The 19348-nt window shown below is 56.0% G+C and carries 14 protein-coding genes; 10 read left to right on the top strand and 4 right to left on the bottom strand.

Annotated features, from left to right (window positions below):
* The first annotated feature begins 194 nt into the window (after positions 1-194).
* The 5 genes from greB (at position 195) to feoC (ending at position 6416) form a co-directional block, all read left to right on the top strand.
* Positions 195-674 carry a transcription elongation factor GreB gene (greB, locus tag ACREYP_RS00825; RefSeq protein WP_008457871.1) on the top strand — a complete coding sequence of 160 codons (480 nt, stop codon included), beginning with the start codon at positions 195-197 and terminating at the stop codon, positions 672-674.
* A 111-nt stretch (positions 675-785) separates the two neighbouring features.
* Positions 786-3122: a Tex family protein gene (locus tag ACREYP_RS00820; RefSeq protein ID WP_336819066.1), complete on the top strand. Its 2337-nt coding sequence runs from the start codon at positions 786-788 to the stop codon at positions 3120-3122.
* Between the two features lie 451 nt (positions 3123-3573).
* Entirely contained in the window at positions 3574-3798 is a 225-nt protein-coding gene (gene feoA / locus ACREYP_RS00815; protein ID WP_008457875.1) for a ferrous iron transporter A, read from the top strand.
* Positions 3799-3851: 53 nt separating this feature from the next.
* Positions 3852-6170 (top strand): Fe(2+) transporter permease subunit FeoB, encoded by a 2319-nt coding sequence (gene feoB, locus ACREYP_RS00810; protein ID WP_008457876.1) that lies wholly within the window; start codon positions 3852-3854, stop codon positions 6168-6170.
* A gap of 9 nt (positions 6171-6179) precedes the next feature.
* Positions 6180-6416, top strand: coding sequence for a [Fe-S]-dependent transcriptional repressor FeoC (feoC, locus tag ACREYP_RS00805; RefSeq protein ID WP_336706716.1), 237 nt, complete (start codon positions 6180-6182; stop codon positions 6414-6416).
* Positions 6417-6460: 44 nt separating this feature from the next.
* Here the strand turns inward: feoC and bioH are convergent, their stop codons facing one another.
* Entirely contained in the window at positions 6461-7237 is a 777-nt protein-coding gene (bioH, locus tag ACREYP_RS00800) for a pimeloyl-ACP methyl ester esterase BioH (RefSeq protein ID WP_336819064.1), read from the bottom strand.
* A gap of 38 nt (positions 7238-7275) precedes the next feature.
* Between bioH and gntX the strand changes: the two genes are divergently transcribed.
* Both gntX and nfuA read left to right on the top strand, forming a co-directional pair.
* Entirely contained in the window at positions 7276-7959 is a 684-nt protein-coding gene (gene gntX, locus ACREYP_RS00795; protein ID WP_336819063.1) for a DNA utilization protein GntX, read from the top strand.
* Between the two features lie 58 nt (positions 7960-8017).
* Positions 8018-8593, top strand: a complete 576-nt coding sequence (gene nfuA / locus ACREYP_RS00790) for a Fe-S biogenesis protein NfuA (protein WP_008457887.1) — start codon at positions 8018-8020, stop codon at positions 8591-8593.
* Between the two features lie 66 nt (positions 8594-8659).
* Here the strand turns inward: nfuA and malQ are convergent, their stop codons facing one another.
* Together malQ and malP are read right to left on the bottom strand one after the other, a co-directional pair.
* A complete protein-coding gene (gene malQ, locus ACREYP_RS00785) occupies positions 8660-10738 on the bottom strand; it encodes a 4-alpha-glucanotransferase (RefSeq protein ID WP_336819062.1) in 2079 nt (692 codons plus the stop codon).
* A gap of 9 nt (positions 10739-10747) precedes the next feature.
* Positions 10748-13150: a maltodextrin phosphorylase gene (malP, locus tag ACREYP_RS00780; protein ID WP_336819061.1), complete on the bottom strand. Its 2403-nt coding sequence runs from the start codon at positions 13148-13150 to the stop codon at positions 10748-10750.
* Between the two features lie 420 nt (positions 13151-13570).
* Here malP and malT point away from each other — a divergent pair, with 420 nt between their 5' ends.
* The gene (gene malT / locus ACREYP_RS00775; protein WP_008457891.1) at positions 13571-16276 is read left to right on the top strand and encodes an HTH-type transcriptional regulator MalT; all 2706 of its coding nucleotides are present in this window, start codon (positions 13571-13573) and stop codon (positions 16274-16276) included.
* 128 nt (positions 16277-16404) lie between these two features.
* Here the strand turns inward: malT and glpD are convergent, their stop codons facing one another.
* On the bottom strand, positions 16405-17913 hold the full coding sequence (glpD, locus tag ACREYP_RS00770) for a glycerol-3-phosphate dehydrogenase (protein WP_008457892.1): 1509 nt from the start codon (positions 17911-17913) through the stop codon (positions 16405-16407).
* A gap of 195 nt (positions 17914-18108) precedes the next feature.
* Between glpD and glpE the strand changes: the two genes are divergently transcribed.
* Complete coding sequence (gene glpE / locus ACREYP_RS00765) at positions 18109-18435, top strand: thiosulfate sulfurtransferase GlpE (RefSeq protein WP_008457894.1); 327 nt, start codon at positions 18109-18111, stop codon at positions 18433-18435.
* Positions 18436-18512: 77 nt separating this feature from the next.
* Complete coding sequence (gene glpG, locus ACREYP_RS00760) at positions 18513-19334, top strand: rhomboid family intramembrane serine protease GlpG (protein WP_008457895.1); 822 nt, start codon at positions 18513-18515, stop codon at positions 19332-19334.
* Positions 19335-19348 lie beyond the last annotated feature (14 nt).

The following is a 19348-nucleotide window of genomic DNA, read 5'->3' as shown; positions in this document are numbered from 1 at the left end:
AAAAACTGCGCTAATACAACCAGTCAATTCTGGTATACATTCTAGTCGAAATTGTTACAAAGCATATTAAACAGTCGGTTATCAACGTTTTAAATCAAAATTTGGTGACTTGCTTCCCAAAATGCACCGGTTGCATTCCTTATTGAGCATCGGTTTAAATCACACTCTGATTTTACAGGCTGTAGGGCAGAAAGATGAAAACGCCGTTAATCACCCGTGAAGGCTACGAAAAGCTCAAAAAAGAGCTGGATTATCTGTGGCGTGAAGAGCGCCCCGAAGTGACCAAAAAAGTGACCTGGGCCGCCAGCCTCGGCGATCGCAGCGAAAACGCCGACTATCAGTACAACAAAAAACGCCTGCGTGAAATTGACCGCCGGGTTCGCTACATCACCAAATCTCTGGAGCGCCTGAAAATCGTCGATTACTCACCGCAGCAGGAAGGCAAAGTCTTCTTCGGCGCCTGGGTCGAAATTGAAAACGACGACGGCGACATGCTGCGTTTTCGCATCGTTGGTTACGACGAGATTTTTGGCCGCAAGGACTACATTTCTATTGATTCGCCGATGGCGCGCGCGCTGCTCAAAAAAGAAGTGGGCGATTTAGCCGTGGTGCAAACGCCGGCGGGAGAAGCGCAGTGGTACGTCAATGAAATTGAGTACCCTAAACCCGAGTAATGTGCACAGAACTGTCTGAAACCCAATATCCGTGGGTCGTCGGCTGGCATTTTCGCGCCCCGATCCGTATAACTGTTTGCTGAATTTTCCGTACTACACAGATGAAAAGCCATGATGAATGATTCGCTTTGCCGCATTATTGCGGGTGAGCTTCAGGCCAGAAACGAACAGGTGGAAGCCGCCGTTCGCCTGCTGGATGAAGGGAATACCGTGCCGTTTATTGCACGTTATCGTAAGGAAGTCACCGGCGGTCTGGATGACACGCAACTGCGTCAACTGGAGACTCGTCTTAGCTACCTGCGCGAGCTGGAAGAGCGCCGTCAGTCCATCCTCAAGTCTATTGCCGAGCAGGGTAAACTGAGTGACGAACTTGCCGGTGCCATCAACGGCACGCTGAGCAAAACCGAACTCGAAGACCTTTACCTGCCGTATAAACCCAAGCGCCGTACCCGCGGGCAAATCGCCATCGAAGCCGGCCTTGAGCCGCTGGCGGATTTGCTGTGGAACGAACCTTCACACGACCCGGAGCAGGAAGCCGCTCGCTTTGTGGATGCCGACAAAGGCGTCACCGACACCAAGGCCGCGCTGGACGGCGCACGCTACATCCTGATGGAACGCTTCGCCGAAGATGCCGCTCTGCTGGCAAAAGTGCGCGACTATTTGTGGAAAAATGCGCATCTGGTTTCCGCCGTGGTAAGCGGTAAAGAGGAAGAAGGCGCGAAATTCCGCGACTACTTCGCCCACCACGAAGCCATTGCCACCGTTCCCTCTCACCGCGCGCTGGCGATGTTCCGCGGGCGTAACGAAGGTATTTTACAGCTGTCGCTGAATGCCGACCCGCAGTTTGATGAGCCCCCGCGCGAGAGCTACTGCGAGCAGTTGATCATCTCTCACCTGAATCTGCGCCTGAACAATGCCCCGGCCGACAGCTGGCGTAAGGCCGTGGTGAGCTGGACCTGGCGCATCAAGGTGTTAATGCACCTTGAAACCGAGCTGATGGGCACCGTGCGCGAACGCGCCGAAGATGAAGCCATCAACGTTTTCGCCCGCAACCTTCACGATCTGCTGATGGCGGCCCCGGCTGGCCTGCGCGCCACCATGGGCCTCGATCCGGGCCTGCGTACTGGCGTAAAAGTCGCGGTGGTTGACGCCACCGGCAAGCTGGTAGCAACCGATACTATTTATCCGCATACCGGTCAGGCTGCGAAAGCCGCCGTGGCCGTGGCTGCCCTTTGTGAAAAACATAACGTCGAGCTGGTCGCTATCGGCAACGGTACCGCATCCCGTGAAACCGAGCGCTTCTTCCTGGATGTGCAAAAACAGTTCCCGAAAGTCACCGCCCAGAAGGTGATCGTCAGCGAGGCCGGCGCTTCCGTTTACTCAGCTTCCGAGCTGGCGGCGCTGGAATTCCCGGATCTGGACGTGTCTATTCGCGGCGCGGTCTCGATTGCCCGCCGTCTGCAGGATCCGCTGGCCGAGCTGGTGAAAATCGACCCGAAATCTATCGGTGTGGGCCAGTACCAGCACGACGTCAGCCAGACTCAGCTGGCGAAAAAACTGGATGCAGTCGTCGAAGACTGCGTGAACGCAGTTGGCGTGGATCTCAACACCGCTTCCGTGCCGCTGCTGACCCGCGTGGCTGGCCTGACCCGCATGATGGCGCAGAACATCGTCAACTGGCGCGACGAAAATGGCCGCTTCCAGAACCGCCAGCAGTTGCTGAAAGTCAGCCGCCTGGGGCCCAAAGCCTTTGAGCAGTGTGCGGGCTTCCTGCGCATCAACCACGGCGATAACCCGCTGGATGCCTCTACCGTACACCCGGAAGCCTATCCGGTGGTCGAACGTATTCTGGCCGCCACTCAGCAGGCGCTGCAGGACCTGATGGGCAACAGCAGCGAATTACGCGATCTGAAGGCCAGCCAGTTTACCGATGAGCGTTTCGGTGTCCCTACCGTGACGGACATTATTAAAGAGCTGGAAAAACCGGGCCGTGACCCGCGCCCTGAGTTTAAGACCGCACAGTTTGCTGAAGGCGTGGAAACCATGAACGACCTGACGCCGGGCATGCTGCTGGAAGGCGCGGTGACGAACGTCACCAACTTCGGCGCATTTGTCGACATCGGTGTACATCAGGACGGCCTGGTGCATATCTCGTCCCTGTCGGACAAATTCATCGACGATCCGCACAAAGTGGTGAAAGCGGGCGATATCGTTAAAGTCAAAGTCCTGGAAGTGGACCTGCAGCGGAAACGCATCGCCCTGACCATGCGCCTTGATGAACAGCCTGGCGAAGGTGGCAGCCGTCGCGGTAATGGGGGTGGCAACGCACCTCGCGAGCAAAAAGGCAGGCCAACAGCACAACAAAAACCGCGCGGGCGTGAAAATGCCGCCGGTGGGAATAGCGCGATGATGGATGCGCTGGCCGCTGCGATGGGCAAGAAGCGTTAATTGTCTGACCTCTCCCTTCGGGGAGAGGTCTTATTTTTTCCATCGCCGACAAAAAGCAGAAAAATAACCTACTCTTGATCTAAATCAATTTTCAATATCTACCCCGCCATGAAACCAGCAATTATCATCCCTGTAACATCGGCAATAACGAAATAACATTCATCGTTCACCAAAGAGAAGCCATTACTCTATTTTTCATGCAATTAAGAAACCACTTTCTTCTGCTCGTTAAAAGCAACCCCACTAAATCAGCCAGAAAAATTCCTATTTTGGTTAAATTCACTCAGAAAAATAAATATTGTCGACAGTAACCATTCTCATTATCATTGCATTGAACGATATTTCTTCTCTTTCTTCCGATAGCTTAATTCGTTTTTATTACACGCATCGCTCGTGAATAAAACGATCATTCAGTCAGCGTCAATGCAGAGCCCAGCTCTAAGTAGGTCTTATGCAATTCATACCGAATAGCGCGTGGAAAATTACCGGCTTCGCCAGTGAAATCAGTCCGGCTTATCGCCAAAAATTATTGTCCCTTGGCATGTTGCCGGGTTCCTCATTCAACGTCGTCCGCGTGGCACCTCTCGGCGACCCTATTCATATTGAAACGCGCCGCGTAAGCCTGGTACTGCGCAAAAAAGATCTCGCGCTGGTCAATATCGAAGCCGTGGCGTAACGGCGGGGAAACGTTCGCGTTATTTTGCACATTCAACGAAGTTTACGAATAAAATGAAAAACTTAACCATAGGTTTAATCGGCAATCCTAACTCGGGTAAAACCACGTTATTTAATCAGTTGACGGGTGCCCGCCAGCGCGTGGGGAACTGGGCGGGTGTCACCGTAGAACGCAAAGAAGGTCAGTTTTCCACCCTTGAGCACCAGGTCACGCTGGTTGATTTACCCGGCACCTACTCACTCACCACCATTTCGTCACAAACTTCGCTTGATGAGCAAATCGCCTGCCACTACATCCTGAGCGGCGATGCCGATCTGTTAATCAACGTAGTGGATGCTTCTAACCTTGAGCGTAACCTCTACCTGACGCTCCAGCTACTCGAGCTGGGCATCCCGTGCGTGGTGGCGCTCAATATGTTGGATATTGCCGAGAAACAGGCAATTCGCATCGACATCGACGCGCTGGCCGCCCGTCTCGGCTGTCCCGTCGTGCCGCTGGTGTCTACTCGCGGGCGCGGTATTGAAAGCCTGAAACTCGCCATTGACCGCAAGCAGCCCAACGAGAAAAACGAGCTGGTGCACTATCCGCAGATTTTGCTGCAAGAGGCAAAAAAGCTGGCCGAGGATATGCCGCAGGAAATGCCGGTGACGCAGCGCCGTTGGCTGGCGCTGCAGATGCTGGAAGGGGATATCTACAGCCTCGCGTATGCGGGCAATGCCACAGACAAACTTGACTCGGCGCGCGCGCGCCTGGCTGAGACCATTGACGATCCCGCGCTGCTGATCGCAGATGCTCGTTACCAAAGCATCGCTTCCATTTGCGACGCGGTTAGCAATAGCCTGACAGCCGAACCCAACCGGCTGACGGTGGCGATGGATAAAATCATCCTCAATCGTTACCTCGGCCTGCCAATCTTCATGCTGGTGATGTATCTGATGTTCCTGCTGGCGATTAACATCGGCGGCGCGCTGCAGCCTATTTTTGATGGCGGCTCGGTGGCGATATTCATTCACGGCATCCAGTGGCTCGGTTATACGCTGCACTTCCCTGAATGGCTGACGATTTTCCTGGCCCAGGGGATTGGCGGCGGGATCAATACCGTGCTGCCGCTGGTGCCGCAAATCGGCATGATGTACCTGTTCCTTTCCTTCCTCGAAGATTCCGGCTATATGGCGCGAGCAGCCTTCGTGATGGATCGCCTGATGCAGTCGCTGGGTTTACCGGGTAAATCCTTTGTGCCGCTGATTGTCGGCTTCGGCTGTAACGTGCCTTCGGTCATGGGCGCCCGTACCCTTGATGCGCCGCGCGAAAGGCTGATGACCATCATGATGGCGCCGTTTATGTCCTGCGGTGCGCGCCTGGCGATTTTCGCAGTGTTTGCCGCCGCATTCTTCGGCCAGCAGGGCGCGCTGGTGGTGTTCTCGCTTTATATTCTCGGCATTGTCATGGCTATTCTCACCGGCCTGATGCTGAAGCACACCATCATGCGCGGCGAAGCTTCGCCGTTTGTCATGGAGCTGCCGGTTTACCACGTCCCTCACCTCAAGAGCCTGATTTTACAGACCTGGCAGCGCCTGAAAGGCTTCGTGCTTCGCGCCGGGAAGGTCATCGTGATCGTCAGTATTTTCATCGGCGCCCTGAACAGCTTCTCCTTTAGCGGCAAGCCAGTAGATAGCATCAATGATTCTGCCCTTGCCTCCGTCAGCCGTGTGTTGACGCCGCTGCTTAAGCCGATTGGTGTCCATGATGACAACTGGCAGGCTACCGTTGGGCTGTTTACCGGTGCGATGGCCAAAGAAGTGGTGGTCGGCACGTTAAATACCCTCTATACCGCCGAAGATATTCACAATGAAGAGTTTGATGCCGCAAGCTTTAACCTGCTTGATGAACTGGGCGCTGCCGCCGATGAAACCTGGCAGGGGCTGAAAAACACCTTCAGCCTGAGCGTGCTGGCGAACCCGATTGAGGCAAGCAAAGGCGACGGTGAAATGTCCTCCGGGCCGATGGGCGTGATGAGCACGAAATTCGGCAGCGAAGCCGCCGCCTACAGCTATCTGATTTTCGTTCTGCTCTATATTCCGTGCATCTCGGTGATGGGAGCCATCGCCCGTGAATCGAGCCGGGGCTGGATGACGTTTTCTGTGCTGTGGGGGCTGAACATTGCCTATTCGCTCTCCACGCTTTACTACCAGAGCGTCACCTTCAGCGAGCACCCGCAGTTCAGCCTGATTTGCATCCTCGCGGTGGTATTGTTCAACGTCCTGCTGCTTGGCGGGCTGCGCCGGGCAAGAAGTCGCGTGGACGTATCGCTGCTCGCCACCAGAAAAACGCCGTCGTCCTGCTGCCAAAGCAGCACCGGCGACTGTCACTAAGGAGCGATGATGGCAAGCCTGATTGATATCCGTAACGCCCTGGCGCTTCAGGGCCGCCTGGAAGCGAAGCAGATAAGCCAGCAGCTTGCCACGCCTCTGCCGCTGGTAGCCGCCATGCTCGATCGACTGGAAGCGATGGGCAAAGCCAGACGCATCAGCGAAGATCCGAGCAGTTGCCTGACGGGAAGCTGCAAAAGCTGTCCAGAAGGGAAAAAGTGCGCCCGGGAACTTTGGGCACTGCGTTAAGTTAATCTGATGAAAGGCGGGCTACCCCGCCTTTTTACTGCCCGTCAGCTAAGCCGTTGTTGCCCCCAGGCCAGCAGAGCCTGGCAGAATTCAGCCGGATGAGAGATAAACGGCGCGTGGGCGGCCTTGTCGAAGATAACCGAGCTGGACTGCGGCCACAGGGCGTCCAGCAGGGGAACCACTTTCCGTGGCACAAGCCCGTCCAGTCGGCCATACAGACGTAAATGCGGTATTGCAGAATGCGAAAGCTCCTGGCGCAGATCGGCGGTTCTCAGGATCTCAAGCCCGCCATTAAGCACGGCCACGTCCGGCATCGGCTGTTCCAGAACAACGGTTTTCAGCAGGCGAGCATCCTGGCGCGCGGTTTCTGTGCCCAGGGTTTGCAACGCCAGAAAACGCTCCACGGTACGCTGAAAATCTTCGCTTAGCTGCTGCTGGAACCCGGCCAGCACGTCCGGTTTAATGCCCGGCCAGTCTTCTGCGGCGGTAAAACAGGGTGAGGAAGCCACCGTCACCAGCGCATTCACGCGTTCAGGCCTGGCGAGCGCAGCCTGGCTTGCTACCAGCCCACCGAGGCTCCAGCCAAGCCATGTGGCACATTCAGGCGCTTTAGCCAGCACAATGTCGGCCATTTCCTCCAGCGTTAGCGCACCAAACCCCCTGCTCCGGCCATACCCCGGTAAGTCGACCAGATGCAGCCGAAACTGCGAGCCGAGTTCGGATTCTATGTTGTGCCAAACCTCCGCATTCAGTCCCCATCCGTGCAGCAGCACAAGATCGCGTTTTCCTTCACCTTTTGTTTGCCACCACAGCTCACTCATCAGTTACCGTTCTCATTTTCATCAGCAAGGAGAACGCTATGCTAGCAATCCCTGGCCGCTGTTGGCTATGCCGGTTACCGCTTGCCCGTCCGACATGGGGCATTTGCTCCTGCTGCAGCGCCTCGCTGCTTCAGCCCCTGGCCTGCTGTCTACAGTGTGGTTTGCCGGCGTTGAGCGGGCATTTGCCCTGCGGACGTTGCCTGCAAAGAGCGCCTGAGTGGGACGCAATGGCCTATGTGACAGATTACCTGCCGCCGTTAAGCACGCTGATTCATCACCTGAAATTTACCGGAACGCCCTCGCTTGCACCGGCCTTAGCCCGCCTTTTGCTACTGCGTATTCTGGCAGCCAGGCGAGAGGGCAGGCTTCATTTGCCTGATGCTATTTTGAGTGTACCGCTGCACCATACCCGAGCGTGGCGGCGCGGCTATAACCAAAGCGCACTTATTGCTACTCCGCTGTCTCGCTGGCTAGGGCTGGAGCATTATCCCTCTGCAATCAAACGCATACGCGCCTCGCCAGCCCAACATACGTTGACAGCAAAGGAAAGAAAGAGGAATTTGAAAGGCATCTTTAGGGTTGAAATTCCCGTTGCGGGTCGCCATATGGCGATTGTGGATGATGTCGTGACGACGGGTAGTACTGTTGCGGAGATAGCGCGATTGCTGAAAAGGCAGGGCGCGGCGACTGTCCAGGTATGGTGCCTGTGTCGAACCTTGTAGACCCTCGATGATGGGCGTATTATAACCGACTAAAATAGTCAACTATTGAGCAATCGTTATGATCCGTATTTCCGATGCTGCACAATCCCACTTTGCCAAGTTGCTGGCAAATCAGGAAGAAGGGACGCAAATCCGCGTATTCGTAATCAATCCTGGCACCCCGAATGCGGAGTGTGGTGTGTCTTATTGTCCGCCGGATGCGGTTGAAGCGACCGACACGGCGCTGCCGTTCGAGCAGTTAACCGCTTATGTCGATGAGCTGAGCGCGCCTTATCTGGAAGATGCCGAAATCGACTTCGTCACCGACCAGCTCGGTTCCCAGCTGACGCTGAAAGCGCCTAACGCAAAAATGCGTAAGGTGTCTGACGACGCGCCGCTGATGGAGCGCGTTGAGTATATGCTGCAGGCGACCGTTAACCCACAGCTGGCGGGCCACGGTGGTCGCGTCACGCTGATGGAAATTACCGACGAAGGCTATGCCATTCTGCAGTTTGGCGGCGGCTGTAACGGCTGTTCAATGGTAGATGTGACGCTGAAAGAAGGGATCGAGAAACAGCTTCTGGCTGAGTTCCCTGAGCTGAAAGGCGTGCGTGACCTGACCGAACACCAGCGCGGTGAGCACTCTTACTATTAGTTTGCCCCTCACCCTAACCCTCTCCCTAAAAGGGAGAGGGAATAGACCGAGAAACGTGAGACGAAACTACGTCTTCTTACGCCGCTTATCCAAATCTTTCAGCAACTTATTCACCCGTTCATCGGCAAACATCGCTTCCAGAGAGACGGTTAGCTTGCGCCGCCAGTTCTTATACTGATCGCTGGTACCAGGAATATTCACCGGCTCGGCCATATCCAGCCAGTCCTCCGGCTGCAGCCCCAGCAGCGCGCTATGGCTGTCGGCTATATAACGCTGCATTCCACGGTTGAGCGTGTCGGTCATCGTCATTAACGCGGCCTTATGTCCCGCCCGCTTCGGCAAGCAGCCGTATTTATGCAGCCCGTCCAGCAGACCTTGTTTAGCCCTTTCGCGGTCTTCATACAGCCCCGCCAGCACCTCTTCATCAGGGTAAAGTCCCAGCGTTTTGCCCAGCGTTAAATCACCGCTATTCCAGTAGCCACGCAGCGTGGGCAAGTCGTGCGTTGTGGCAACCGCCATCGACTGCTTAGGCCATGTGGCCGGAGCCCGGAATTGCTTCTCTCCGTCGTGTTCGAAGTACAACACTTTGTAAGAATAAACGCCGCTGTCGCGAAGCTTGTCGACGATTTCAACCGGCACGGTACCGAGGTCCTCACCAATCACCATGCAGCGATGGCGCTGGCTTTCCAGGGCCAGAATCGAAAGCAGATCGTCCACCGGGTACTGCACATAGGCGCCTTTATCCGCCGTCTCGCCGTAGGGGATCCACCACAGCCGCAGCATCGACATAACGTGGTCAATGCGCAGGGCGCCGCAGTGGGTCATATTGGCGCGCAGCAGTTCGATAAACGGCTGATAGCCGCGAGCGGCCATGACGTGGGGATCCATCGGCGGCAGCCCCCAGTTTTGGCCTAACGGGCCAAGAATATCCGGCGGCGCGCCAACGGAGGCTTTCAGGCAGTAAAGCTCACGGTCACACCAGGTTTCAGAGCCGCCTTCCGCCACGCCCACCGCCAGGTCGCGATAAAGGCCAATCGGCATCCCGTCATGCTGGCTGGCATCCCAGCAGGCCTTAAACTGACGCCAGGCGAGATACTGCAGCCACAGCCAGAAGTTAACCTCATCGCAATGCTGCTCGCAGAACTGCTTCACTTCCGGGCTATGGGCGTCGCGATAGCCTTCCGGCCACACCGGCCAGCCCCAGCGCAGAGGATCTTCGTTAACCTGGCTGGCATGAAGCGCATCGTAGGCAGCCTGGTAGAACAGACCTTCTCCTCCTTCCGCAACGAACCTGCCAAACGCGACGACTTGTTCATCGCTGGCTGTACGCAACGAGAACTGCTGCCACGCTAAACGCAGCGCCGCAACTTTAAGGGCCGTAACGGCGGAATAATCCACCCACTCGGCATCTCTAGCGTCCTGGAGCTGTTTCTGCACTGCGGATGTTTTCCACCACGTCTGCGCCGCTTTGCTGTTCTGGAAATCTTCAACCGCATTGACGTCGATATAGATGACATTCAGCCAGCGGCGTGACGAAGGGCTGTATGGGCTGGCGCTCTCCGGGTTAGCCGGGTAAAGCGAATGAATCGGGTTGAGGCCGATAAACGCCCCGCCCCGCTTCGCCACATCCCCCAGCATCTGCTTCAGATCGCCAAAGTCGCCGATGCCCCAGTTAGCCACCGAGCGCAGCGTATAAAGCTGCACGCACGCCCCCCACAGCTTTTTGCCCTGCAGTAACGCGTCCGGCTCATAGCAGCGCGGCGGGGCGACGATAATTCGGCTCGTCCAGCTCTGCTTTTGCCGACTGACCACCAGCGAATGGTAGCCCTCGGGTAGCTTTGTCGGCAGCGATAACGTCTTCCCACCGGAAACTTGCCCGCGGTGGGTATGACCTTCTTCAGTGGTCAGCGTCCAGCTAAATTCACCCTCGCCTTCCAGCGTCAGCTGCATTCGCTGCCCGGCAGTGAAAACCTGAACCGCTGGCACAGGATCGGTCGACTTTTTTGCAACAGCGGTGCGGTTCATGGCCTCGAGCAGACGCAGTTTTGTCTCCGCAGGAATAGCCTGCGGTTTGCCGTGGGCGTTGATGTAGTTAGGGCTGATACCCGCCGCCAGAGCGGCGCTATCAAGACGTTTGCTCTCCATGGCGCTCCCTTAGCGTTTTGCCTGCCAGATACGTTGTTGGTAATCGCGGATCGAGCGATCGGAGCTGAACATGCCGCAACGGGCGCTGTTCAAAATGGCGGCGTGCGTCCAGGCTTCCTGGTCCAGATAAAGTTTGTCGGCAAGCTTTTGCGCCTCGGCATAAGCAGTGAAGTCCGCCATCAACAGGTAAGGATCGCCGCCCTCTTTGCCGATGCTGTGCAGCATCTGATCAAAGGCGTGTTTATCTCCTTCACTGTATTTGCCCTGCTCCAGTTCTTTAAGCACGGCATCCAGCACTTTATCTTTTTTGCGCCATTTCACCGGATCATAGCCTTTGGCTTTCAGGGCTTTAACCTGCTCGACGGTGTGGCCGAAAATAAAGATATTCTCTTCACCCACCTTCTCTGCAATTTCAACGTTGGCACCGTCCAGCGTCCCCACCGTCAGCGCGCCGTTCAGCGCCAGCTTCATGTTACCGGTGCCGGATGCCTCTTTACCGGCAGTCGAAATCTGTTCGGAAATATCAGCCGCCGGGATCATGATCTCCGCCGCAGATACGCAATAGTCCGGCAGGAAAACGACCTTCAGTTTGTCGCCCACCAGCGGATCGTTGTTGATCGCCTCAGCCACTTTGTTGATAGCAAAGATAATATTTTTGGCCAGGTAATAACCCGGAGCCGCCTTCGCGCCAAACAGGTAAACGCGCGGCACACGGTCTGCTTTCGGGTTCTCGCGGATCTCTTTGTACTGCGCCAGGATATGCAGCAGGTTCAAGTGCTGACGTTTGTATTCGTGCAGGCGTTTGATTTGCACGTCGAACAACGCATCCGGGCTAATCACGATGCCGGTACGAGCCTTCACAAATGCAGCCAGTTTTACTTTGTTCTGATGCTTGATTTCGCGCCAGGTCTGGCGGAATTTGGCGTCATCGGCGTGCTTTTCCAGTCCTTCCAGCACGTCGAGGTTATTCGCCCACTCTTTCTTCAGCGTCTTGTCGAACAGCGTGGCAAGCGCCGGGTTGCACTGCTTGATCCAGCGGCGCGGCGTAATGCCGTTCGTCACGTTATGGAATTTGTTCGGCCACAGCTGGTGGTATTCCGGGAACAGATCTTTCACCACCAGCTCAGAATGAAGCGCCGCAACGCCGTTCACCGCAAAGCCTCCGACCACGCACAGGTTAGCCATACGTACCTGCTTGCTATGCACCACGGCAAGCTTCGCCCAGACGGCTTCATCCCCCGGCCAGGTTTTGTCGACCAGCAGCTTAAAGCGTTTGTTAATCTCATTGATGATTTGCATATGGCGAGGCAGCAGCGCTTTCACCAGCTTCTCGTCCCAGCACTCCAGAGCTTCAGGCATCAGGGTGTGGTTAGTGTAGGCGAACGTTTTACTGGTAATCGCCCAAGCGTCATCCCAGCTAAGCTGATGTTCGTCAATCAGCACGCGAAGCAGCTCAGGGATAGCGATGGTTGGGTGGGTATCGTTCAGTTGAATCACTTCGTAGGCCGGCAGCTCGGCGAGCTTGCGGCCTGCCAGATGATGGCGGCGCAGAATGTCAGCCACCGAACAGGCACACTGGAAATACTGCTGCATCAGGCGCAGCTTTTTACCGTTCAGGTGATTGTCATTCGGATAGAGCACCTTGGTGAGCTTTTCAGCGTCAATGCCCTGCTGCTCGGCTTTAAGAAACTCACCGTCATTAAATTTAGTCAAATCAAATGGATGAGCATGTTTTGCCTGCCACAGGCGCAGCGGCTGCGCCACGCCATTTCGGTAGCCCAGCACCGGTAAATCCCACGCCTCGCCCTGGAAAATAAAGGCTGGCTCCCAGCGGGAATGCTTACCGTCCTTCACGAGTTTCCCGCCAATGCCCACCTGCACATCCAGCGCGCTGTTGTGGCGGAACCAAGGGTAGCTCCCGCGCTGCCAGTCATCCGGGGCTTCCATCTGTTTGCCGTCCTTAAAGGACTGGCGGAACAGGCCATACTGATAGTTCAGGCCATAGCCGATGGCCGATTGCCCGACCGTGGCCATTGAGTCCAGGAAGCAGGCCGCAAGCCGTCCCAACCCGCCGTTGCCTAAAGCCGGGTCCGTTTCTTCTTCCAGTAAATCGGTGAGGTTTATCTGGTAATCCTTCAGCACATCGCTCACCTCAGTGAACCAGCCAAGATTAAGCAGGTTATTCCCCGTCAGGCGGCCTATCAGAAACTCCATCGAGATGTAGTTTACGTGGCGCTGTTTGGCTTCAGGTTTTGCTGCTGGCTGAGCCGCTAAGTGCTCTGCAAGCGCACCACTAACCGCCTGCCACCACTGATGCTGAGTCATTTCACTGGCATCATGGAGGCCATAACGCTGCCACTGGCGCGTCAGAGCGGACTGGAACTGTTCTTTACTGAAGATCGGCTGTGACATAGAAAATCGGTCCTGTAATGTTCGAAAATCATTACCCGTTAGTGTGCCGGGCAGCCCGTGGGAGTTCCTCCTCCCGGCGCGGATTAGGCGGGGAGGAGTAGCGAGGATGAGCGAAAAATGTGATCTCTGCCACTCGATGCGGCGGTGTAACAGGTTTCAGCCGCGCTGCCACAAGCAGTGAGCAATCGCATTCATGAAAAAATGGAACTGTGACAGGGTGCAACTTACCGAGCTCGGAAAGTTCAACAACCTTGCAATAAAAAGCATTCTGGCAGACCTTATCCGTAAGCATTAATTACGAAGCGTAAAAAAAATCGCATCCTTGAACTTTTCCCTCCATTATTTTCTCTGCAGTCCGGCAGCCCCGCCCTGCAGCGCGAAAAATGCCGGGGAAATTTATACACAGTGAAGTGATCAACTATGTTAATCCCATCCAAATTAAGCCGCCCCGTTCGGCTGGAAAACACTGTGGTTCGCGATCGCCTGTTGGTGAAGCTTTCAACTGCCGCCAACTATCGCTTAGCGCTGATCGCCAGCCCGGCCGGTTATGGTAAAACGACCCTCGTGTCGCAGTGGGCGGCGGGGCGAAAAGAGCTGGGTTGGTATTCCCTTGATGAGGGAGATAACCAGCAGGAGCGCTTTGCCAGCTACCTGATTGCCGCCGTGCAGCACGCCACCGGCGGCCACTGCGCCAGTAGCGAAATCATGGCGCAAAAGCGGCAATACGCCAGCCTGTCTTCGCTCTTTTCTCAGCTGTTCATTGAGCTGGCGGGGTGGGACAAACCGCTGTACCTGGTGATTGATGATTATCATCTGATTGCCAACCCGGTTATTCATGAAGCCATGCGCTTTTTCATTCGCCACCAGCCAGAAAACCTGACACTGGTGATCCTGTCGCGCAATCTCCCGCAGCTTGGCATTGCCAACCTTCGCGTGCGCGATCAGCTCCTGGAAATTGGTAGCCAGCAGCTCGCCTTTACGCATCAGGAAGCCAAACAGTTCTTCGACAACCGCCTGGCAACGCCGATTGAACAAGCGGACAGCAGCCGCCTGTGTGATGACGTTGCTGGCTGGGTAACGGCGCTCCAGTTAATCGCCTTGTCCGCGCGCCAGAGCAATACGCCAGCTCAACATTCCGCACGCCGTCTCTCGGGCATTAACGCCAGCCATCTTTCAGATTATCTGGTGGATGAAGTCCTGAACAACGTTGATGCCGATACCCGCAACTTCCTGCTGAGAAGCTCCATCCTGCGCTCAATGAATGACGCATTGATCATCCAGGTAACGGGTGAAGAAAATGGCCAGATGCGGCTGGAGGAGATTGAGCGCCAGGGCTTGTTCCTGCAGCGTATGGACGATTCCGGCGAATGGTTTTGCTTCCACCCGCTGTTTGGCAGTTTCCTTCGCCAGCGCTGCCAGTGGGAGCTGGCCGCAGAGCTGCCGGATATTCACCGGGCGGCCGCCGAAAGTTGGATGGCGCAAGGCTTCCCAAGCGAGGCTATTCACCACGCGCTGGCGGCAGGTGACGCCAATATGCTGCGCGATATTCTGCTGGGCCACGCGTGGGCGCTGTTTAACCACAGCGAACTGACGCTGCTCGAGGAGTCACTGAAGGCGCTGCCCTGGGAAAGTCTGCTGGAAAACCCAAAACTTGTGCTGCTGCAGGCCTGGCTGATGCAAAGCCAGCACCGCTACGGCGAAGTGAATACCCTGCTGGCAAGGGCCGAGCAGGAAATGGACCTGGTCATCGACGACACATTGCACGGTGAATTTAACGCCCTGAGAGCCCAGGTTGCCATCAACGCGGGCGATCCGGCGGAAGCCGAGCGTCTGGCCATGGTCGCGCTGGAAATGCTGCCGCTGGCCAATTTTTACAGCCGCATAGTAGCAACTTCGGTTCACGGCGAAGTGCTGCACTGCAAAGGCGATCTGACGAAGTCTCTTTCCGTTATGCAGCAGACCGAGCAAATGGCCCGCCGCCACGATGTGTGGCACTACGCGCTGTGGAGTCTCATTCAGCAAAGCGAAATCCTGCTGGCTCAGGGATTCTTACAGGCCGCCTGGGAAACCCAGGAGAAAGCCTTTGTGCTGATCCGCGAGCAGCACCTCGAACAATTGCCACTGCATGAGTTTCTACAGCGTATCCGCGCCCAGCTGCTTTGGGCCTGGGCCCGGCTGGATGAAGCCGAAGCGGCAGCCCGCAGCGGAATGGAGGTCCTTTCCAGCTTCCAGCCGCAGCAACAGCTCCAGTGTCTGGCGCTGCTGGTGCAATGCTCACTGGCGCGCGGTGACCTGGATAATGCTCGCAATCACCTTAATCGCCTTGAAAATTTGCTTGGGAACGGTCCCTGGCACAGCGACTGGGTCTCCAACGCCGACAAGGTGCGGGTGATTTACTGGCAAATGATTGGCGATAAAAAGTCGGCAGCCAACTGGCTGCGCCAGACGCCGAAGCCTGAATTTGCCAATAACCACTTCCTGCAAAGCCAGTGGCGGAATATCGCCCGCGTACAAATCCTGCTGGGTGAGTACGATCCGGCGGAAATGGTGCTGGAAGAACTTAACGAAAACGCCCGCAGCCTGCGTCTGATGAGCGACCTTAACCGCAACCTGCTGCTGCTCAACCAGCTTTACTGGCAGGCGGGCAGAAAAAGTGACGCTCAGCGCGTGCTGCTGGAAGCTCTGGCGCTGGCAAACCGCACCGGGTTTATCAGTCACTTCGTTATCGAAGGGGAAGCGATGGCGCAGCAGCTGCGCCAGCTTATTCAGCTCAACACGCTGCCGGAGCTGGATCAGCACCGCGCTCAACGCATCCTGCGTGAGATAAACCAGCACCACCGCCATAAGTTTGCGCATTTTGATGAAAGCTTTGTGAACCGCCTGCTGAATCACCCGGAAGTGCCGGAGCTTATCCGTACCAGCCCGCTGACGCAGCGAGAATGGCAGGTATTGGGGCTGATTTATTCCGGTTATAGCAACGAGCAGATCGCCGGAGAGTTGGATGTTGCGGCCACCACCATCAAAACGCATATCCGAAATCTTTACCAGAAGCTGGGCGTGGCGCACCGTCAGGACGCGGTACAGCATGCACAGAAATTACTGAAGATGATGGGGTATGGGGTTTAGCTGGAGATATTCTGAAGGCTAGTTTCAGCCCCTCACCCCGGCCCTCTCCCCATAGGGGAGAGGGGGGATAAAAATCTGAAGATGAGCGGAACCTGCCAACACTCGGACTGAAAAGGGTTCAACTCTCTTTAAGACGCCAGCGACAGTCCCGCTTTAGCCGCCTGCTTGACCAGCCACTGCGCCACCCGCGCCTGCTGCTCTTCGTTCAGCCACATGCCCAGTTTGGTGCGGCGCCACAGTGCATCTTCCGCACATCTGACCCATTCATGCTCAACCAGGTAGCGAAGCTCGGCTTCATAAAACTCATGGCCAAAATCTTCGCCCAGATCGCCCAGGGTTTTGGCCTCGCCCAGCACCAGGTCGCTGTTGCTGCCATAGGTGCGCGCCAGGTGACGGGCAAGGCTTTCGGTCAGGAAACCGTAACGACGGCGCAGTTTGGCCGCATAATCATCGCGATCGCCACCGATGTCACCGCCAGGCAGGCGGCACTCTTTGGTCCAGGCCGGGCCGATATTCGGGTAGTAACGCTCCAGCTTATCCAGCGCATGTTCAGCCAGCTTACGGTAGGTCGTCAGCTTACCGCCAAAGACCGACAGCAGCGGAGCCTGACCATTTTCGTCATGAATATCCAGCGTGTAATCACGGGTTACCGCCTGCGGAGAATCAGACTCGTCATCACACAGCGGGCGCACGCCAGAATAGGTCCAGACGATATCATCTTTGGTCAGCGTCTTTTTGAAATGCGCGTTGTAAACGTTCAGCAGATAGCTCACTTCTTTGTCATCAATCTGCACCGCTTTCGGGTCACCGTGGTATTCCACGTCGGTGGTGCCGATAATGGAGAATTCGTCCATCCACGGGATCACAAACACAATACGTTTATCTTCGTTTTGCAGGATGTAAGCCTGCTTCTGGGTATGCACGCGAGGCACCACGATGTGGCTGCCTTTGATCAGGCGGATACCGTAAGGCGAAGGCAGATGTAGCCCTTCGTCAAAGAAGGTTTTCACCCACGGACCGGTGGCGTTCACCAGGCCTTTCGCGCGCCAGGTAAAGGTTTCGCCGGTATCAATATCCTGCGCTTCAACGACCCACAGCCCATTTTCGCGGGTTGCTTTGGTGGCGCGAGTACGGGTTTTCACCTCTCCGCCCTTGCGGGTCACCATTTGGGCGTTAGCCAGCACCAGGCGAGCATCATCCACCCAGCAATCGGAATATTCGAAACCGCGCACGATCTCAGGCTTGAGCACTGAATCTGCGCCAAAACGCAAGCCGGTCGAGGCCGGCAAACTGGTGCGTTTCCCCAGATGATCGTACATGAACAGGCCAGTCCGAATCATCCAGGCCGGACGAAGATGCGGCCGGTGCGGCAAACGAAAGCGCATAGGGAAGGCAATGTGCGGCGCCATTTTCAACAGCACTTCACGCTCCGCCAGCGCCTCACTCACCAGGCGAAACTCATAATGCTCCAGGTAACGCAGGCCGCCGTGAATCAGCTTCGAGCTGGCGGAAGAGGTCGCGCAGGCCAGATCCTGTCCCTCCAGCATCAACACGGATAACCCGCGGCCAGCGGCGTCCGCCGCAATACCGGCGCCGTTGATTCCACCGCCAATAACAATCAGATCTTTGGTTTCCATGTTGCCCTCACGCACTTTCGTTAAAGCTCAAAAATGTTCGATATCGCTCATGATAGCAAGTGTTCGCCCGCTTTGGTAACGAAATAAAAACATTTCTACGTGATATGGATAACATATTGGCGTTAATATCAGCGCCAGCGGGGCGCGATGCCTTAACATGCCCCTTGTTTCCTTTCTTTCTCGACGAGTAAAACCATGGATCAATTTGAATGTATTGGTGTGGAAGAAGCACACCAGAAACTCCAGCAGCAGCAGGCGGTATTGGTGGATATCCGCGATCCGCAGAGCTTTGCCATGGGACACACGCCGGGGGCTTACCACCTTACCAACGACACGCTGGTGAATTTTATGCAGCAAACCGACTTCGACACGCCGGTCATGGTGATGTGCTACCACGGCAACAGCAGCAAAGGCGCCGCCCAATATCTGCTGCAGCAAGGCTATGACCAGGTCTACAGCATCGACGGTGGCTTTGATGCCTGGCACCGCCATTTCCCGGCTGAAGTCGCTCACGGCGCGTAAAGTTCAGCCCTTGTCGCTCCCTGCAGGTATACTGCTTGCCTTTGTACGGCTTTATAGACGAAGTTGGTTAAACTTTCATGATCATGATTACCTCTTTCGCCAACCCGCGCGTGGCGCAGGCTTTTGTCGATTACATGGCAACTCAGGGCGTTATTCTTACGATTCAGCAACATACGCAAAGCGATGTCTGGCTGGCGGATGAGAACCAGGTACAGTATGTCCGCGCCGAGCTGGAAAAGTTCGTCGCGAACCCTGGCGACCCGCGCTACCAGGCCGCCAGCTGGAGTACCGGCCACAGCGGCGTGGGTTTCAGCTATAAACGCTATCCTTTTTTCGCCACTATAAAAGAGCGCGCCGGCCCGCTGACGCTTATCGTCATCGGCGTGTGTATCGCGCTGTTTGTCCTGCTCAATATCGTGGGCTTCGGTCCGGTGATCTCCGTGCTTGGTTGGCCGCTCGTGCCCGAGCAGCGCTTTGAGTTTTGGCGCTATTTCACGCACGGATTACTGCATTTCTCCTTGCTGCATATCCTCTTTAACCTACTATGGTGGTGGTATTTAGGCGGCGCGCTCGAAAAACGCCTCGGCACCGGCAAACTGCTGACGCTTACGCTTATCTCCACCCTTCTGAGCGGTTTTATGCAGGCAAAATTTACCGGCCCACTGTTTGGCGGCCTGTCAGGCACGGTGTTTGCGCTGATGGGTTATGTCTGGCTGCGCGGAGAGCGAGATCCCGACAGCGGCATTCAGATGCAGCGCGGGCTGCTGGCGTTTGCGGTAATTTGGTTGGTTATTGAGGTCTTCACTCAGTCCGCTGTCATTCCAGCGCACCTGACCGGCATGCTGGTTGGCCTGGCGATGGCGCTGGTAGATACCCTGAATGCGCGAAAACGAACATAACAATGCTGGAGTAG

The sequence above is a fragment of the Enterobacter sp. TMH.L2 genome (assembly GCF_050847315.1).
GTDB lineage: Bacteria > Pseudomonadota > Gammaproteobacteria > Enterobacterales > Enterobacteriaceae > Cedecea.
This window is presented reverse-complemented; position numbering and strand designations above follow the sequence as displayed.

What these genes read in the sequence shown, in the direction of transcription:
- feoC (WP_336706716.1), top strand. Translation starts at nt 6,180, where the DNA reads ATGGCAAGCCTGATTGATATCCGTAACGCCCTGGCGCTTCAGGGCCGC.
- glpD (WP_008457892.1), bottom strand. Translation starts at nt 17,913, where the DNA reads ATGGAAACCAAAGATCTGATTGTTATTGGCGGTGGAATCAACGGCGCC.
- bioH (WP_336819064.1), bottom strand. Translation starts at nt 7,237, where the DNA reads ATGAGTGAGCTGTGGTGGCAAACAAAAGGTGAAGGAAAACGCGATCTT.
- malT (WP_008457891.1), top strand. Translation starts at nt 13,571, where the DNA reads ATGTTAATCCCATCCAAATTAAGCCGCCCCGTTCGGCTGGAAAACACT.
- malQ (WP_336819062.1), bottom strand. Translation starts at nt 10,738, where the DNA reads ATGGAGAGCAAACGTCTTGATAGCGCCGCTCTGGCGGCGGGTATCAGC.
- feoA (WP_008457875.1), top strand. Translation starts at nt 3,574, where the DNA reads ATGCAATTCATACCGAATAGCGCGTGGAAAATTACCGGCTTCGCCAGT.
- gntX (WP_336819063.1), top strand. Translation starts at nt 7,276, where the DNA reads ATGCTAGCAATCCCTGGCCGCTGTTGGCTATGCCGGTTACCGCTTGCC.
- ACREYP_RS00820 (WP_336819066.1), top strand. Translation starts at nt 786, where the DNA reads ATGATGAATGATTCGCTTTGCCGCATTATTGCGGGTGAGCTTCAGGCC.
- greB (WP_008457871.1), top strand. Translation starts at nt 195, where the DNA reads ATGAAAACGCCGTTAATCACCCGTGAAGGCTACGAAAAGCTCAAAAAA.
- glpG (WP_008457895.1), top strand. Translation starts at nt 18,513, where the DNA reads ATGATCATGATTACCTCTTTCGCCAACCCGCGCGTGGCGCAGGCTTTT.
- glpE (WP_008457894.1), top strand. Translation starts at nt 18,109, where the DNA reads ATGGATCAATTTGAATGTATTGGTGTGGAAGAAGCACACCAGAAACTC.
- malP (WP_336819061.1), bottom strand. Translation starts at nt 13,150, where the DNA reads ATGTCACAGCCGATCTTCAGTAAAGAACAGTTCCAGTCCGCTCTGACG.
- feoB (WP_008457876.1), top strand. Translation starts at nt 3,852, where the DNA reads ATGAAAAACTTAACCATAGGTTTAATCGGCAATCCTAACTCGGGTAAA.
- nfuA (WP_008457887.1), top strand. Translation starts at nt 8,018, where the DNA reads ATGATCCGTATTTCCGATGCTGCACAATCCCACTTTGCCAAGTTGCTG.